Raw genomic sequence first — 17,566 nt, 5'->3', positions numbered from 1 at the left:
TGATGTCGTGCCGCATCGTCATAAGGGAGGCGTCGTCGTGCCGTTCATCGTCGATCTGACCAGCGGGACCGTCGAGCGTGATCACCGATCCGGCGAGCCCGGACATTACGGCGGGACCATCCTCGGGCTGCGGCTCCTGGCCGAGCGCACCCCCGCCGGGCTGGATCCCTACGACCCGCGCGCGTTGTTGTACGTGGCGGCCGGGATGCTGGGCGGGACGCGCGCTCCCGGCCTGGCCAAGGCCGTTTTCCTGGCCAAGTCGCCGTTGACGGGCGTCGCCGGGGAAGCGCATGCGCTGGGCCCGTTCGCGGCCGGGATGCGCGGGGCCGGCGCCGAGGCCCTGGCCGTCACCGGCCGCGCCCAGCGGCTCTCCTACCTGCTGATCCACGAGGGCGAGGTCTCGTGCCACGAGGCCGAGGAGCTGCGCGGGCTCGGGACCGCCGCCACGACCGACGCGCTGAGGTCCCGCCACGGCCAGAAGGCGAGCGTGGCGGCGATCGGCCCGGCCGGGGAGAACCTCGTGCGGTACGCGAGCGTCGTGACCGACCGCGCCTACGCCGCCGGCCGGTACGGGATCGGCGCGGTGTTCGGGGCCAAGAACCTCAAGGCGATCGTGTGCGTCGGCGACGCGCCGGCCGAGGTCGCCGACCCGGACGCGGTCGCGGCGATCGCCTCCTACTACCGGGACTCGCTCACCACCAACACCCTCGCGAAACTCCAGGTCGGTGAGCCGGGGTTCGCGGGATGGGTGGGCGAGCCGCCCGCGCCCGGGTACGCCGCCGTGCGGAACTTCTCCGTCACCGGCGCGGCCGGCCTGCGGGTTCCCCAGGCGCGGGACTACGACGGGCGGGCGGTGGCGCTCAGGGGCGCCTGTCCCGGGTGCCCGAACGACTGCCTCAAGGTGTACGCGCCGCACACGACGGCCGAGCGCAGGTCGGGCGGGCTCGGCCAGGAGGCGTTCCTGTCGCTGGGGTGGAACCTCGGGATCGACGACCTCGACACGATCCTGGACGCCAACGCGCTCTGCAACGATCTCGGGCTCGACCAGGTCTCCCTGGGCGGGACGCTGGCGTTCGCCATGGAGTGCGCGGAGCGCGGGCTGCTCCCCGGCGGGCCCGCGTTCGGCGACGCCGCGGCGCTGCCCGAGCTGATCAGGGACGTGGCGACGCGCACGGGCGGCCTCGGCGGGCTGCTGGCCGAGGGGGCGGAGCGGGCGGCCGGGCGGCTCGGGCCCGCGACCGCGCCGTACGCGATGACCGTCAAGGGCGCCGAGCTGCCGTGCTTCGACCCGCGCATCCAGCCGGGGATCGGCCTCGGGTACGCCATCGCCCCCAACGGCCCCCGCTACGACGCCCTGGAGCACGATCTCGACTTCGACCCGGTCGCCGGGCTGGCCTACAGCTTCCCCGAGGCGCGCCGGATCGGCGCCGAGCCCGCGCCGGCCGGGCGGCTCGACGCCGAGCGAGGGCGGCGGAGCGCCCGGCTGCTGCGGCTGTGGAGCGGGCTGGACGCGCTCAACCTGTGCGTGTTCGCCTCCTCCCCCACCAGGCCGCTGACCATCGACCACCTGACCGCGCTGACCGGTGCCGTGCTCGGCCAGAACTTCACCCTGGAGGATCTCCTGGCGGCCGGGCAGCGGCGGCTCGACGAGATGCGCGCGTACGCCGAGCGCGAGGGCGCGGCCGGTCGCGACGACCTGCCCGCGCGCCTGCACGACGAGCCGGTCACCGACGGCCCTCACAAGGGCGCGGTGCTGGACCGGGAGGCGTTCGCGACCGCCCGCGACGCCTTCTACGCCGAGCTCGGCTGGTCCTGACACAGGCGCCCGCCGGCCCGGCGACGAACGCGGGGAAAGTCCCAAAAACGATCGACCGCCCTCTGGTCGCGATGGCCCGGCTGCCGGCCGCCGGCGATCCGCCCACGGCGGTGGTCGTGGCCAACGCGGCCTCGGCCGTCGGCGCTACGCCGCGGAAAAGCTCGCGCCGGACGCCCACGCCCTCATGGACCGACCGGCGCCCCCTCCTCACGGCTCATCGGTGAAGCGGGCCGGTCCCATTCGGCGGGAAGGCCGAAGGCGGCGAACAGGCCGGTGTCGTGGAAGGCCGTGATCTCCGTGATCAGCCCCGCCTCGATGCGCAGCACGCCGATCCCGAACGCGCGGAAGGTCGTGTCCCCGGGTGCCCGGACGTAGACCGCCGCCGCGGGCTGCCGGTTGGCCCCGACCGGCACCATGCGGAAGGAGCCGACGTACCAGGGAGCGTCGGCGTCCCAGCTGGCCTCCAGCGACGCCACGACCGCCGCCCGCCCGTGGAACCACATCGGGTAGGGAGGCATCGTCGCCCGCACGTCGGCGGCGAGCAGCTCGGCCACGGCGGCGAGGTCGGCCCGTTCCATGGCGTCCATGTACCGCCGCAGCACCGCCCGCTCCTCCGGCGACGGCTCGGCCGACGGCGCCCAGTCCGCGCGGCGCTCGGGCAGGTGCTGGCGCATCGTCGCCCGGGCCCGCTGGAGAGCGCTGTTCACCCCGGCCACGCTGCCCTCCAGCAGGGTCGCGACCTGTTTGGCGGGCCAGCCGGCCACGTCACGCAGGATCAGCACCGCCCGCTGCCGGGGCGGCAGGTGCTGGAGCGCGGCCAGGAACGCCAGCTCCAGCGTCTCCCTGGAGACCGCCACGGCGTCCGGCGCGGCCTCACCGGGCGCGGCGGGCTCCCACAGCCGGTCGGGGAACGGCTGCAGCCACGCGATGTCGTTGCGCGGCGGCAGATCCACGCTGGGGTCGGACGGCGCCGCCAGGTGGTGCGGCAGGACCCGCCGCGCCCGGCCGTCGAGGGCGTCGAGGCAGGCGTTCGTCGCGATCCGGTACAGCCAGGCCCGGAACGACGAACGGCCCTCGAAGGCCCGCAGCCCCCTCCACGCCCGCAGGAACGTCTCCTGCACCAGGTCCTCGGCCTCCTCGACCGAGCCCAGCATGCGGTAGCAGTGCGCCAGCAGCTCGCCCCGATGCCGCTCGACCAGCGCCGCGAACGCGGGCTCGTCCCCGGCTCGCGCCGCCGCCACGGTCGCGTCGTCACCCGCGTGCGCCGCTGTCGCGGTCGCTTGGTGGCCCGCCGGCGCGGCCGGCGCGGTCGCGTTCTCGTCGCCCATCCCCGTTTCACGCTCCCCGTTGCCCGGCCGATCCCGTCGCAGGTGGCCAAGCTATCAACGTGGGCGCGCCCTCCCCGCCCGAAAGGCGGAGATTTCTGATGCCCGACTACAATCAGTAACGAAAGGAGAGGCCGGTGCAGAGTGACGGTGAGCTTGCGCTGGGCGGTCTGCTCGAGACCACGCACCTGGCGGCCATGGAGGACCTCCCTGCCCTCGTGGCCGAGCACGCGCGCCTCATCGGCTTCTCCCAGACCATGATCTACGTGTGCGACCTGCAGCAGCAGCGCCTGGTGCCGCTGCCGGGCCAGCTCGACGCGTCCGGCGACCCGCTCGAGCCCATGGGGATCGACTCCACCTTGGCCGGCCGCGCGTTCCGGGCGGTGGAGATCGTCCAGTCGAGGCCCGACCCCCAGGAGGAGGGACCCCGACGGTTGTGGCTGCCGCTGCTGGACGGCACCGAGCGGATCGGCGTGTTCGGGGCGACCGTGCCCGAGGGCGACGAGCTGGTCGATTGGCGGGCCAAGCAGCTCGCTGCGCTGGTCGCGGTACTCGTGATCAGCAAGCGGCCGCACAGCGACTCGTACGCCCGCCTCGTCCGCGCCCGCCCGATGACCCTGTCGGCGGAGGTGCTGTGGAACCTGCTGCCGCCGGGCACGTTCGCGAACGACGACGTGGTGATCAGCGCCGCGCTGGAGCCCGCGTACGAGATGGGCGGCGACGCCTACGACTACGCGATCGACGGCGACTCCCTGCACGTGTCGCTGTTCGACGCGATGGGGCACGACACGTCGGCCGGGCTGACCGCCACCGTCGCGATGGGGTCGTGCCGCCACAACCGCCGCCAGGGCATGGAGCTGCCCGAGATCAGCGAGGCCATCGACACGGCGATCAAGGAGCAGTTCACCGGCCGGTTCGCCACCGGCATCCTGGCCCGTCTCGAGCTGCGGAGCGGCCTGCTGAGCTGGGTCAACCGGGGCCATCACCCGCCGCTGGTGATCCGCGGCGGACAGCGGGTGGCCACGCTGGAGAGCGTTCCCGTGCCGGACCCGCCGATGGGCTTGGGCCTGGGGATGTCGGGGGGCCTGCGCCGCTACCAACTGCAGCGCGGCGACCGGCTGTTGTTCTACACCGACGGCATCATCGAGGCGCACAGCCCGGACGGTGAGCTGTTCGGGCTGGAGCGTTTCGCCGACTTCATCGTCCGCCACGAGGCCGACGGCGTGTCGGCGCCCGAGACGCTGCGCCGGCTGATCCAGGCGATCCTGCGGCACCAGAACGGGCGGCTGCAGGACGACGCGACCGTGATGACGGTCGAGTGGGCCGCCCACCGCCCGGACCAGCTCACGATATGAGGCGGCGGCCGTTCAGGACCTGGCGCTCGACCGTCATCGGTGGAGCAGGCGGGCGGGCACGGCGTCCGCCAGCGCCTTGTAGCCGGCCGGGCTCAGGTGCAGGCCGTCGCCCACGTCGTACGGCGCCGACAGCCGCCGGGGGTCGGCGGGGTCGCGGACGGCGCGGTCGAAGTCGATGACCGCGTCGAACGCGCCGCTGGTGCGGATCCACTCGTTGACCGTCTGCCGGGCCGTCTCGCGGTGCCCCTGCGGGTCGTCGTAGGAGTGGCCGCCGAAGGGGGTGATCGTCGCCCCGTACACCGCGAGGTCGTGCGCGTGGGCACGGACGATGATCTGTTCGTACGCGGCGATCAGGTCGTCGGCGACCTTCTTCTGGGCCTCCGGCGTGGCCGCCGCGGTGCCGAGGTCGTTGACGCCCTCGAAGACGATCAGCCACCGCGCGCCGCTGCGGGCCAGCACGTCGCGGTCCAGCCGGGCCAGCGCGCTGGGGCCCAGGCCGTCGTTGAGCACCCGGTTGCCGCCCGCCGCCTGGTTCGCGACGGCCACGCCGGCGGTGCGGCGGTCGGCCCGCAGCCGGTCGAACAGCTGGTCGGGCCAGCGGTTGTTGAGGTTCGTGGTGGAGCCCCTGCCGTCGGTCAGCGAGTCGCCGAGCAGCACGAGCGCGGCCGTGGACGGCTTGGACCAGACCTCGACGGCGCTGAGGAAGTACCAGTGGTCGACGGGGGTCGCCCCGGCGAGGTCGGCGGCGTCGGCCTGGTTGCCCATCGCCAGGTAAGAGGTGGTGCGGGAGCCCGGGTGCGAGGTGATGGAGGAGGAGGCCTGACCGTCGGCGAGGTACGCGGTCACGGTCAGGACGGAGCCGGGCGCGAGCGTCAGCTCCAGCGGGTCGGACACCACCTGCGCGCCGACCGGGACGACCGTGGAGGGACGGCCGTGGAACGTCACCGGCCGCGCGGTCCCCGGCTGGATCGCGCTCACGCCCGCCTTCCCGCCGGCCGGTGACGCGACGGTGACCCGCGTGATGGGCAGCGGAGCGCCGCCGAAGGCGTTGGAGAAGCGCAGGCGCGCCCGCGGGCCGCCGACCGACACCCGCACGGTCTGGCGCAGCGTGCTGTCCGCCATGACCAGGCCGTCCTGCGTGTACGGGGCGGGCGGCATGTTGTGAGGCTCCGTCAGCTGCGGCATCGCGGTCCAGGTGTCGACCCAGCGCCCGCCGGGGACGTCGCCCGCGTCGGTCGCGGGCGAGGCCGTCAGCATCCCGGTCCCTAACATCGCGACGATCGCCAGCTTCAGTCCTCTGCCCATCACCGGATCCGTCTCTCGAAATTTCCGTCCCTGTCCGCCGGGGAGCCGGTGGTGAAAGTTTCACCCAGGCGGCCGCACTGCCGTGGGAATGCCCCAGGCAGCCGACGAAATCGTAGCGGATTCCGAAATCTTTTCATTGATGCACTGAAACTTTCTTGAGACGCTCGTCCACCACCGGCTACGACACGGAGGACGCAGTGCGCTCGAATCGCCCCCGGTCCTGGATCATCGCGGCCGCTCTCGCCGCGCTCACCGCCCTCGCCTTACTCGCCGCCCCGACCGCGCAGGCCGCTCCCGGCTGCCGCGTGGAGTACAAGGTGACCAACCAATGGTCGAATGGCTTCGGCGCGAGTGTTAGCGTTACCAACCTGGGTGATCCGCTCACCGGCTGGCGGCTGACCTGGTCGTTCACCGCCGGGCAGACGATCACGCAGCTCTGGAACGGCACCGTCACGCAGTCCGGCGCCCAGGTCACCGTCTCCAACGCCTCCTACAACGGGACGCTGGCCACCGGCGCGAGCACCTCGTTCGGCTTCAACGGCACGTGGAACGGCTCCGCCAACCCCGACCCGGCGGACTTCGCGGTCAACGGCACGCCCTGCACCGGCAGCACGCCGACAGTCACGCCCACAGTCACGCCCACAGTGACGCCCACCGGCGGCACCGGCTCGCTGCCCAGCAGCTTCCGCTGGCGCTCCAGCGGCCAGCTGATCGGCCCCAAGTCCGACGCGAGCCACAACATCCTCGCGGTCAAGGACCCGTCGGTGGTCTACCACAACGGCCGCTGGCACGTCTTCGTCAGCACCGTGAACACCTCCGGCGGCTACAACCTCGGCTACCTCAACTTCACCGACTGGTCGCAGGCCGCCGCCGCGCAGCATCACTACCTCGACCAGAGCGCGATCGGCACGGGCTACCGGGCCGCGCCGCAGGTGTTCTACTTCGCGCCGCAGAACAGGTGGTACCTCGTCTACCAGACCGGGAACGCCTCGTACTCGACGACCACCGACATCAGCAACCCGCGGTCGTGGAGCGCGCCGCAGCACTTCTACTCGAGCATGCCGGACATCATCCGGCAGAACATCGGCAACGGCTACTGGGTCGACATGTGGGTCATCTGCGACACGGCCAGGTGCTACCTCTTCTCCTCGGACGACAACGGGCATCTCTACCGCTCGGAGACGACCGTGGCGAACTTCCCGAACGGCTTCACCAACACGGTGATCGTGCTGCAGGACTCCAACAAGTACCGGCTGTGGGAGGCCGCCAACGTCTACAAGATCAAGGGCACCGACCAGTACCTGCTGCTGGTCGAGGCCATCGGGAGCGACGGCAAGCGGTACTTCCGCTCCTGGACCTCCACGAGCATCGGCGGGACGTGGACGCCGCTCGCCGACACAGAGAGCAACCCGTTCGCCCGCGCGAACAACGTCACCTTCGACGGCACGGCGTGGACCAGGGACATCAGCCACGGCGAGATGATCCGCGACGGGGTCGACCAGACGCTCACCATCAGCCCGTGCCAGATGCGCTACCTCTACCAGGGGATGGACCCGAACGCGACCGGCGACTACAACAGGCTGCCGTGGCGGCTGGGGCTGCTCACGCAGACCAACTCCACCTGCTGACCGGCGTCCGCCCCCGGCGCCGGGGCGGGGCTACGCCTTCAGCAGGGTGCGCCGTACGGGGACGAACGTCGCCGAACGCAGCCGCGGCGCGCCCTTGCGGGTGCGCACCTGCGGGGAGAGGTAGACCGGCGCGTCCTCGGGGAAGGGCAGCAGGCGCAGCTCGACGACGCCTCCGTGCTCCCGCAGGGCGGGGCGGAAGCGGCGCAGGCCGATCTCCCAGGGCGGGCCGTGCCAGAACTGGTCGGCCACCAGTCGGCCGCCGATGTGGGCGCGGCCCACGTCGCCAGACCAGTCCAGGCGCAGCAGTACCTCGTCGTCGCCGTCGAGGAGGCCGGGGGGCACGGTGACGAGGTAGACGGCGGCGCCGGCGAAGTCGGCGTCGGTCGGCGCGGAGGCCCTCCCCGACTTCGCGTCGATGACGGCCCGTCTGGGCGCCCCCGCCTCGGTCACCTGCTCGACCACAGCCTCAACCGGCCCGCCACCGGGCGGCGCAGGAAACTCGATGACCCCGAAGACACCCTCGGCAGCCCAGCCCGCCGACTCCCCGGCCACCCCGCCCGACGCCTGACCCGCCGCCCTGCCCGTCGCCGAGCCGGCCGTTCGGTCACTCCCGGCACCGGAAGCACCATCGGCTGCCTGGCCGCTCCCGGCGCCCGGCCCGCCACCGGCTCCTTCGCCGCTCCCGGCGCCCGGCCGGCCATCGGCCGCGTGGCCGAGCGCAGTGTCCGGCGTGACGCCCGTCGGTGTCACGGGTGGGAAGACGCGGAGACGGTCGCCGGCGTGAGGCCCGCGTCGTGCCTGGCCACCGCCCAAGCCGCCGTCCGGCGAAGCCGGCCCGCCGTGCTCGTCGTCGCCGGGTGTCGCGGGCCATGCGCCTTCGGCACCGGTCTCCGGCGTGCGGCCGTCGAGGCCGTACATCACCAGGTGGTCGCCGTCCAGGACGGCGGGGCGGGGGCTGAGCAGGAGGCGGTCGGCGCCCCAGACGCGGGCGCGCGTGGCGGTGAGTGCGCTCTCCTCGTCCAGCACCAGCACCTGAGCCACGGACCCGTCGGCAGCGGTGACGCGCAGCAGACAGTCCACACCGGGGCGCAGGCCGGTCACCACCACCGCACCGTCGGAGGAGCGCGTCACGACGCCCGGGCCGTCGATCGCGGCGACCGTGTCGGCGTCGAAGGACAGCTCGACCGGAACGCCCGCGATCTGCGCGAGCACCAGGACCGGCCCGTCCAGCGTGCACACGACCTGGGCGGAGGCGGTCAGCAGGGTCGTCGCGCCGACCGGCCGGGCCAGCGGCCACACGAAGTACGCGCCCGACGGGACGGTGACGGGCCGGCGCGGCACCACCAGCTCCCGGCCACCGAGGGTGACCGCGAACTGGACGTCTTCGTGCGTCGGCAACGTCTCGACCGGCTGGTGGTTGTTGACGAAGAGGAAGCCGGAGCGCCCGTCCGAGCGCACCGACCAGCGCAACGCACGCCGGTCGCCGGTGTCGGAGGGGGCGTCCGGCGGCATGGTGAGGGTCATCGGCGCGAGGTCGGACCCGTCCGAGGCCAGCCACAGATGCTGCAGGCGCAGCCGGAAGTAGGACTCCCGGAACTGCCCGAACTCGCCCAAGGGCGCCTGGAAGTCGTAGTTGATCACCGGGCAGTCGTTGGGGTAGCCGGTGGCGTGCGACTCCTGCAGGGTGCTCAGCTCGCCGACCTTCTGGGAGGCCCCGTGGTACAGGTAGTAGCCCTGCCAGACTGACCCGCTGCCCAGCTTCACCAGCGACAGCGCCGCCACGTCGTGGGCGCAGACGACCGGCCGCCGGTGGTAGGAGGTGTACATGCCGCCGCCGAGCTCGCAGGTGGCGAACGGGTAGTCCGCGAGGTGGCTCTCGTCCGCCCCGCCTCCGCCGGTGGTGCGCAGGTCGGCACCGATCGAGTCGTCGTCCCTGCCCGGCCCGAAGAAGTAGTGCGCCCTGCTCTGCCGCGGCCAGCCGTCGTGCGGGGTGTCCCAGGCGGCCTCGGCGTACCCGCCGAACAGGGGGATCACCTCGGCGGGCGGCAGCTGCGCGTGGCCCCAGCCGGTGGCCGTCCACAGCGGCGCGTCGATGCCCGACTCGCGGGCCAGCCGCTTGAGCGTGAGCAGGTGGCCGGGCTGGTCGTGCAGCTCGTTCTCCACCTGGACGGCGACGACGGGCCCGCCGTCGCGCCTGGTCAGCCCGCGGAGGCGGAGCCCGATCTGGGTGAAGAACGGCCGGACCAGGTCCAGGTAGCGGGGGTCGTCGGTGCGCGGCACGCAGTCCTCGGCCAGGAGCCAGTCGGGGAAGCCGCCGTTGCGCGACTCGCCGTGCGCCCACGGCCCGATCCGCACCGCCACGTCGAGCCCGGCGTCCGCGCAGGTCGCCACGAACCGGCTCAGGTCGCGGTCGCCGCTCCAGTCGAAGCGGCCGCGGCGCTCCTCGTGCAGGTTCCAGAAGACGTACGTGGCCACGCCCGTCACCCCGCCGGCCCGCACCTTCAGCAGCTCCTCCCGCCACTCCGCGGCCGGGTAGCGGGCATAGTGGAACTCCCCCGTCACCGGGAACCACGGGCGGCCGCCGCGCCACAGGGTGCGCGCGTCGGCCGTGATCGCGTCCGGCCGGCCGGGATCCTCGCCCATGGCGAGATGGCCGCGCGCCGGCGGCTCGGGCGTCCCTGGGACGGCGACTCTCAGCACCCGCCGATCGTAGCGGCGTTTGGGGCATCCGATTCACCGCCATTGACATCACCGCAAAACGGACCCTACGGTGTGCGAAACGTTTCGACAACCGGCCGGAGTGGCATGTCCTCCCTACGTGACGTGGCCGAGCGCGCGCAGGTCGCGGTCAGCACGGTCTCGGCCGCGCTCAACGGCACCCGCCCGGTGGCCGCGGCCACCAAACGCCGCATCGAGCAGGCCGCGGCCGAGCTCGGCTACCGCCCCAACCTGCTGGCCCGCGGGCTGCAGAGCAAGCGCACCCGGATCCTGGCGCTGTTGTACCCGGCGCCCAGCAGCGGCTTCGGGCTCACCGAGATGCAGTTCGCGACCGGCGCCGCCGAGGCGGCCCGCGAGCTGGGCTACCACCTGCTGCTCTCCCCCGAGAACGCCGGCCCGATCGAGGAGCTGCGCCACCTCACCGGCCTGGGGCTCGTGGACGGGGTGCTGCTGATGGAGGTGCACCTCGACGACGAGCGGACGGAGTTCCTGACGCAGGCCGGGGTGCCGTTCAGCATGATAGGGCGCACCCGCGAGCCGGGCTCGATCGACTACGCCGACATCGACTTCGCGGCCACGGCCCGCGAGGCGGTGGCGCACGTGGCCGGGCTGGGGCACCGCAAGCTGGGCTTCTTCAACCTGTCGGCCGGCGCGTACGCCGCCGGCTACGGCCCCGCGGTCCGCGCGGGCGAGGAGTTCGCCGCGGCCGCCCGCGCCGCCGGGCTCGGCTACGAGGACGGCTTCCACCCGGGCTCGGCCGAGGAGGGCCGGGCGGCGTTCGACCGGCTGCTGGAGGCGCATCCCGACGTGACGGCGCTGGCGGTGATGGACGACCACGCGGCGGTCGGCGTGCTCGCGGGCGTGGCGGCACGCGGATGGCGGGTGCCGGACGACCTGACGCTGATGCTGGTGCTGTCGTCGGCCAGGGTCGCCGAGATGTTCCACCCGAAGCTGACGACGCTGGAGCCGCCCAGCGCCGAGCTGGGCCGGCTGGGCGCGCGCATGCTCATCGACCGGCTCGACGGCGACGGGCCGCCGCAGCAGCGGCTGGTGCCCTGCCGCCTGGTGGCCGGCGACAGCTCCGCCCCGCCGAGGAGCGGCACGTGAACAGGCTCACCCGCGGGCGCGGGCTGCTGTTCGGCGGGGACTACAACCCCGAGCAGTGGCCGGAGCACGTCTGGGCCGAGGACGTCGAGCTGATGAAGGCCGCCGGCGTCAACCTGGTGACGGTCGGCGTGTTCAGCTGGGCGCGGATCGAGCCGGAGCCGGGCGCGCGGGACTTCGGCTGGCTGGATCGGGTGATGGACCTGATGGCCGGGGCGGAGATCGCGGTGGACCTGGCCACGCCGACCGCCTCGCCACCGCCGTGGCTGGGACGCCGCTGGCCGCGGACGCTCCCGGTCGACGAGTCCGGCCACCGGCTCTGGTACGGCTCGCGCAACCAGTGGTGCCCGTCGTCGCCCGTCTACCGGGAGCGGGCGCTGGCGATCGTGACCGACCTGGCCGACCGGTACGCCGGACATCCCGCCCTGGCCCTGTGGCACGTGGGCAACGAGTACGGCCAGTTCTGCCACTGCGACGACTCCGCGGCGGCGTTCCGCGGCTGGCTCCAGCACCGGTACGGCGACCTCGACGCGCTGAACGAGGCGTGGGGCACGACGTTCTGGAGCCAGCGCTACAGCGAGTGGGCCGAGGTCGTGACCCCGCGCCGCGCCCCGTACATGATCAACCCGACGCAGAGCCTCGACTGGCAGCGCTTCTGCTCCGACGCGCTGCTCGCCTGCTACCGCGCCGAACGCGACGTCCTGCGCGAGCGCACCCCGGACACGCCGGTCACCACGAACTTCATGGGCCTGTTCAAGCCCGTGGACTACTGGTCGTGGGCGGTCGAGGAGGACGTCGTCTCCAACGACTGCTATCCCGAGCCGGGCGACCCGCTCTCCCCCGCCCGGACGGCGCTCACCCACGACCTGATGCGCGGACTCGGCCGGGGGCGGCCGTGGCTGCTGATGGAGCAGTCCGCGGGCGCCGTCAACTGGCGCCCGCACAACCTGCCGAAGCCGCCGGGACAGCTCCGGCTGGAGTCGCTGCAGGCCGTCGCCCGGGGCGCGGACGGATCGTGCTACTTCCAGTGGCGGGCCTCCCGTTTCGGCGCCGAGCGCTTCCACTCCGCGATGCTGCCGCACGCGGGCCCGGACACGCGGCTGCACGCCGAGGTCCGCGCGCACGGCCAGGAGTTGCGCAAACTCGCCTCTGTGGCGGGGCAGGCGGTGCCGGCGCGGGTGGCGATGGTGTTCTGCTGGGAGAGCTGGTGGGCGCTGGAGGAGCGCGGAAGGCCCAGCGACCGGCTGAACGCCGCCGATCAGCTGCTCGCGTACTACGTGCCGCTGTGGGAGCGCGGCGTGAGCGTGGACGTGGTGCCGCCCTCGGCCGAGCTGAGCGGATACGCGCTGGTCGTGGTGCCGAACCTGTTCCTGGTGAGCGACCGGGACGCGGCCGCGCTGACGGACTACGTACGCGGCGGCGGGGTGCTGGTGGTCGGGCCGTTCTCGGGGGTCGTGGATCCGCGGGCGCACATCCGTACCGGGCGGTTCCCCTCGCCGTTGCGCGAGGTGCTCGGGGCGTCCGGCGAGGAGTGGCAGCCCGTGTCCGGCGAGGTGCGCTGCCGGTGGGCGGACGGCGCCGAGTTCACGGCGCACACGTGGACCGAGCTGATGGCGGCGGAGGGGGCGGAGGCTGTGGCCGAGTTCGCCGGGAGCGGCCGCCCCGCGGTGCTGCGGCACCGCTTCGGGCAGGGCGTCGCCTGGTACGTCGCGACCATTCCCGAGCCCGCCGCGCTCGCCGACCTCACCGCCCGGGCGCTGGCCGACGCGGACGTGCGCGGGGCGGTGCCGGACGGAGCTCGGCTGCCGCCGGGCGTCGAGGCGGTGCGCCGCGGCGACGTGCTGTTCCTGCTCAACCACGGCGCGGAGCCGGCGACGGTGCCCGTTCCCGAGCCGGCAGAAGACCTCCTGACCGGAGCCGTCGCCGACGGTCTGATCACGCTGGCGCCCCGCGCGGTCGCCGCGCTGCGCCCCCACGGCTGACCCCCGCGTCCACCCCTTCGAGAACGGATTCGCATGAAGTTCAAAGACGGCTACTGGCGGATGCGTCCCGGGATGCGCGGCGCGTACGCCGTCGCGGCCCACGACGTGGCCGCGGAGGCCGCCACGCTGCGCGTGCTCGCGCCGACCCGGCCCATCACCCACCGCGGCAACACCATCGACGGCCCGGTCCTGCGGGTGGACGTGTCGTCGCCGATGCCGGACGTGATCCGGGTCCGCACCGTGCACTTTGCCGGTTCCGTGCCGGACTCCCCCGTCTTCGCGGTACGCGACGACGCGCCCGAGGTGAAGATCGCCGTGGACGGCGAGGCGGCGAGCCTCACCAGCGGCGCGCTCAGCGTGCGGCTGCGCAGGGACACGCCGTGGGAGATGACGTTCAGCGCGGACGGGCGCGAGCTGACCCGCAGCGACGGCAAGAGCCTGGGGATCGTGCACGATGCCGACGGCCGCCATTTCATGGTGGAGAACCTGCACCTGTCGGCCGGGGAGCTCGTCTACGGCCTCGGCGAGCGCTTCGGCCCGCTGGTGCGCAACGGCCAGTCCGTGGACATCTGGAACGAGGACGGCGGCACCAACAGCGAGCTCGCCTACAAGAACGTCCCCTTCTACCTCACCAACCGGGGCTACGGCGTGTTCGTCAACCACTCCGGCCGGGTGTCGTTCGAGGTGGGGTCGGAGACCGTGTCACGGGTGCAGTTCAGCGTCGAGGCCCACGACCTGGAGTACCTGATCATCCACGGGCCGACGCCGGCCGACATCCTGCGCCGTTACACCGCGCTGACCGGGCGCCCGGCGCTGCCGCCCGCCTGGTCGTTCGGGCTGTGGCTGTCCACGTCGTTCACGACCGACTACGACGAGGCCACGGTGACGTCGTTCGTGGACGGGATGGCCGAGCGCGACCTGCCGCTGAGCGTGTTCCACTTCGACTGCTTCTGGATGCGGCAGTACCGGTGGTGCGACTTCGAGTGGGACCCGGAGGTGTTCCCCGACCCCGAGGGCATGCTGCGCCGGCTCAGGGAGCGCGGGCTGAAGGTGTGCCTGTGGATCAATCCGTACATCGGGCAGGCGTCGCGGCTGTTCGACGAGGGCATGGCGGCCGGGCACCTGCTGCGCCGCCCGGACGGCACGGTCTGGCAGGATGACCACTGGCAGGCCGGGCGGGCGCTGGTCGACTTCACCTCGCCGGCGGCCAGGGAATGGTACGCGGGCAAGCTGCGGGGGCTGCTCGACATGGGGGTGGACGCGTTCAAGACCGACTTCGGCGAGCGCATCCCCACCGACGTCGTCTACGCCGACGGCTCCGACCCCGAGCGCATGCACAACTACTACAGCCTGCTCTACAACCAGACCGTTCACGACGTGCTGGCCGAGCGGGGCCCGGCGGTGCTGTTCGCCCGGTCGGCCACGGTGGGCGGGCAGCGGCTGCCGGTGCACTGGGGCGGCGACTGCGAGTCGACGTACGAGGCGATGGCCGAGTCGCTGCGCGGCGGGCTGTCGCTGGGCCTGGCGGGGTTCGGGTTCTGGAGCCATGACATCGGCGGGTTCGAGGGCCGGCCGGATCCGGCCGTGTTCAAGCGGTGGGTGGCGTTCGGGCTGCTGTCGTCGCACAGCCGGCTGCACGGGAGCGGGTCGTACCGGGTGCCGTGGCTGTTCGACGAGGAATCGGTGGACGTGCTGCGGACGTTCACCCGGCTCAAGGCCCGGCTGATGCCGTACCTGTACGGGGCCGCCGTCGAGGCCACGACCGATGGGCTGCCGGTGATGCGAGCCATGCACCTGGAGTTCCCCGCGGACCGGGCCTGCGACCACCTGGACGCCCAGTACATGCTCGGGCCGGACCTGCTCGTGGCGCCCGTGCTGTCCACCGAGGGGGACGTGTCGTACTACGTCCCCGAGGGCGTGTGGACCAGGCTGCTGGACGGCGAGACCGTCACCGGGCCCGGCTGGCGGAGCGAGCGGCACGGGTTCGACAGCCTGCCGCTGCTGGTGCGGCCTGGCGCGGTGCTGCCCCTCGGGGCCCGCGACGACCGGCCCGACTACGACTACGCCGACGGGGTGACCCTGCAGGTCTACGGGCTCGCCGACGGCTCCGCCCGCACCGTCGCCGTGCCGGCCGCGGACGGCGGCGAGGGCGCGGTGTTCGAGGTGTCCCGCACCGGCGACCGCGTCCGCGCCCGCCGCCTGCGGGGCGCGCCCGCGCACTGGAACCTGCTGCTCGCCGGGGTCCGCGAGGCCCGGCACCCGCGGCTGGAGACGACACCCGGCGGCGTGCGGGTCGCCGCCGCCCCCGGCACCGACGACATCGAGATCATCCTTGAAGGAGCAGCATGACCACCAGTTTCCCCGACACGTTCCTGTGGGGCACCGCCACCGCCGCCTACCAGGTCGAGGGCGCGTGGAACGAGGACGGCCGCGGCCCGTCGATCTGGGACACCTTCTCCCACACGCCCGGCCTGGTCGCGAACGGCGACACCGGTGACGTGGCCTGCGACCACTACCACCGCCTCGAGGAGGACCTGGACATCCTCGCCGCGCTGGGCGTGGGGGCCTACCGGTTCTCGATCTCCTGGCCGCGCGTGCAGCCGGGCGGGCAGGGGCCGCTCAACCAGCCGGGCGTGGACTTCTACAACCGGCTGATCGACGGCCTGCTCTCCCGGGGCATCGCCCCCGTGGCCACCCTCTACCACTGGGACCTGCCGCAGGAGCTGGAGGACGCCGGCGGCTGGCCGCACCGCGACACCGCGCTGCGCTTCGCCGAGTACGCCCACCACATGGGCCAGGCGTACGGCGACCGGGTGCACACGTGGATCACGCTGAACGAGCCGTGGTGCTCGGCCTACCTCGGCTACGCCTCCGGCGTGCACGCCCCGGCCAGGACCGAGCCCGCCGCGGCGCTGGCCGCCGTGCACCACCTCAACCTGGGCCACGGCCTGGCCGTGCAGGCGCTGCGCGCGGTCGCGGCCCCGTCCGCGCAGATGTCGGTCACGCTCAACCTGCACCACGTGCGCGGCGTGTCCGAGGCCGACGCCGAAGCGGTGCGCAAGGCGGACGGGCTGGCCAACCGGGCGTTCCTCGGCCCGATGCTGGAGGGCGCCTACCCGCGTGACCTCATCGACGACACCGCCGCCGTGACCGACTGGTCGTTCGTGCACGACGGCGACGAGGCCGCCGCGTGCCAGCCGCTCGACGTGCTGGGCGTCAACTACTACAACCCCACGCTGGTGCGGAAGTGGGACGGCGCCGGCCCGCGGGAGACCGCCGACGGGCACCAGGACGGCGCCGCCTCGCCGTGGATCGCGTGCGAGGACGTCGAGTTCGTCCGGCAGCCCGGGCCGTACACCGAGATGGGCTGGAACATCGACGAGACCGGCCTCACCGAGCTGCTGCTCCGGCTGCACCGCGACTACCCGTCCCTGCCCATGATGATCACCGAGAACGGCGCGGCCTTCGCCGACGTCGTGGACGCCGACGGCCGCGTCAGGGACGAGCGCCGGGTCGACTACCTGCACCGGCACCTGTCCGCCGTGGCCGAGGCGATCGCGGCCGGGGCGGACGTGCGCGGGTACTTCGTGTGGTCGTTGATGGACAACTTCGAGTGGGCGCACGGCTACGCCAAGCGGTTCGGCATCGTCCGCGTCGACCCGGACACGAAGGAGCGCGTCTGGAAGGACAGCGCCTACTGGTACCGCGACGTGGTCGCCACTGGCAAGCTCCCCGGCTAGGGAACTCCGGTGCCGCTCCCCGGGACTCGACCCGGGGAGCGGCACCAGGCGGGGCTCCACGGCCGCCCGGCTGTCAGGTCCAGTCCTCGTCGAACGTCACCCGGGTGCCGTCCGTGCCGTATCCGGGGTCGACGTCCGCCGACGCGGCGGTTCCGAACAGGGCGGCGGACAGAACGCCGACGGTGATCGCCGCTGCGATACGCGTGCTTCTCACTTACCGGTCCTCTCGTGAGGCGACGGGGTTTCCTTGGTTCGCGCCTCAAGAGTTCCAAGCGCCGGCGGAAGCCACCAGGGCATCAGACCGGCCATATTCCGGACATTGCCGCCCTCAGCGGCCGCCGAGCTCGGCTCGCAGCAGGCGGGCGGCGCCGGCCATGGCGCGTATCTTCCTCTCGGCAGGTATTTCATGCCGCAGTCGGTGGCGATGACGATCCGCTCGGGCGGCACCCGGTCGAACGCCCGGCGCACCCGCCCCGCCACCACCTCGACCGGCTCCGTCTCCGGCGTCGACAGGTGGATGACACCGAGGATGATCGCCTCGTAGCCGAAGCAGATGTGCACCGCCGTCGTGCGGGTGACGCCCTCCAGCACGG

The 17,566-nt window shown here is 73.1% G+C and carries 12 protein-coding genes; 7 read left to right on the top strand and 5 right to left on the bottom strand.

Features of this window, described 5'->3' with window-relative positions:
* Window positions 1-37: 37 nt before the first annotated feature.
* A complete protein-coding gene (locus tag ID574_RS38580; protein ID WP_188193956.1) occupies window positions 38-1,816 on the top strand; it encodes an aldehyde ferredoxin oxidoreductase C-terminal domain-containing protein in 1,779 nt (592 codons plus the stop codon).
* A 182-nt stretch (window positions 1,817-1,998) separates the two neighbouring features.
* On the opposite strand, the gene ID574_RS38575 is transcribed toward ID574_RS38580, so the two are convergent.
* Entirely contained in the window at window positions 1,999-3,144 is a 1,146-nt protein-coding gene (locus tag ID574_RS38575) for a sigma-70 family RNA polymerase sigma factor (RefSeq protein WP_188193955.1), read from the bottom strand.
* A 134-nt stretch (window positions 3,145-3,278) separates the two neighbouring features.
* Here ID574_RS38575 and ID574_RS38570 point away from each other — a divergent pair, with 134 nt between their 5' ends.
* The gene (locus ID574_RS38570) at window positions 3,279-4,496 is read left to right on the top strand and encodes a PP2C family protein-serine/threonine phosphatase (protein ID WP_223167519.1); all 1,218 of its coding nucleotides are present in this window, start codon (window positions 3,279-3,281) and stop codon (window positions 4,494-4,496) included.
* A 33-nt stretch (window positions 4,497-4,529) separates the two neighbouring features.
* On the opposite strand, the gene ID574_RS38565 is transcribed toward ID574_RS38570, so the two are convergent.
* Window positions 4,530-5,801, bottom strand: coding sequence for an SGNH/GDSL hydrolase family protein (locus ID574_RS38565; RefSeq protein ID WP_188193954.1), 1,272 nt, complete (start codon window positions 5,799-5,801; stop codon window positions 4,530-4,532).
* Between the two features lie 197 nt (window positions 5,802-5,998).
* Between ID574_RS38565 and ID574_RS38560 the strand changes: the two genes are divergently transcribed.
* A complete protein-coding gene (locus ID574_RS38560) occupies window positions 5,999-7,429 on the top strand; it encodes a glycoside hydrolase family 62 protein (protein ID WP_223167518.1) in 1,431 nt (476 codons plus the stop codon).
* Between the two features lie 30 nt (window positions 7,430-7,459).
* Here ID574_RS38560 and ID574_RS60530 read toward each other — a convergent pair whose 3' ends face one another.
* Entirely contained in the window at window positions 7,460-10,129 is a 2,670-nt protein-coding gene (locus tag ID574_RS60530) for a beta-galactosidase (protein ID WP_223167517.1), read from the bottom strand.
* Between the two features lie 105 nt (window positions 10,130-10,234).
* Between ID574_RS60530 and ID574_RS38550 the strand changes: the two genes are divergently transcribed.
* From ID574_RS38550 to ID574_RS38535, 4 genes are read left to right on the top strand one after another with little or no spacing between them, the layout of a single operon-like run.
* Window positions 10,235-11,254, top strand: a complete 1,020-nt coding sequence (locus ID574_RS38550; RefSeq protein WP_188193952.1) for a LacI family DNA-binding transcriptional regulator — start codon at window positions 10,235-10,237, stop codon at window positions 11,252-11,254.
* Entirely contained in the window at window positions 11,251-13,233 is a 1,983-nt protein-coding gene (locus tag ID574_RS38545; RefSeq protein WP_188193951.1) for a beta-galactosidase, read from the top strand. Before ID574_RS38550 ends, ID574_RS38545 begins: the two co-directional genes overlap by 4 nt.
* Before the next feature lie 33 nt (window positions 13,234-13,266).
* On the top strand, window positions 13,267-15,582 hold the full coding sequence (gene yicI / locus ID574_RS38540) for an alpha-xylosidase (RefSeq protein ID WP_188193950.1): 2,316 nt from the start codon (window positions 13,267-13,269) through the stop codon (window positions 15,580-15,582).
* Window positions 15,579-16,973 (top strand): GH1 family beta-glucosidase, encoded by a 1,395-nt coding sequence (locus ID574_RS38535; protein ID WP_188193949.1) that lies wholly within the window; start codon window positions 15,579-15,581, stop codon window positions 16,971-16,973. Before yicI ends, ID574_RS38535 begins: the two co-directional genes overlap by 4 nt.
* A gap of 73 nt (window positions 16,974-17,046) precedes the next feature.
* Here ID574_RS38535 and ID574_RS38530 read toward each other — a convergent pair whose 3' ends face one another.
* Together ID574_RS38530 and ID574_RS38525 are read right to left on the bottom strand one after the other, a co-directional pair.
* Window positions 17,047-17,187: a hypothetical protein gene (locus ID574_RS38530; protein ID WP_188193948.1), complete on the bottom strand. Its 141-nt coding sequence runs from the start codon at window positions 17,185-17,187 to the stop codon at window positions 17,047-17,049.
* Window positions 17,184-17,564 (bottom strand): hypothetical protein, encoded by a 381-nt coding sequence (locus ID574_RS38525; RefSeq protein WP_223167516.1) that lies wholly within the window; start codon window positions 17,562-17,564, stop codon window positions 17,184-17,186. The genes ID574_RS38530 and ID574_RS38525 overlap by 4 nt, the downstream gene beginning before the upstream one ends.
* Window positions 17,565-17,566: the final 2 nt, after the last annotated feature.

The sequence above is a fragment of the Nonomuraea sp. SYSU D8015 genome (assembly GCF_008065375.1).
In the GTDB taxonomy this organism is placed as follows: Bacteria; Actinomycetota; Actinomycetes; order Streptosporangiales; family Streptosporangiaceae; genus Nonomuraea.
This window is presented reverse-complemented; position numbering and strand designations above follow the sequence as displayed.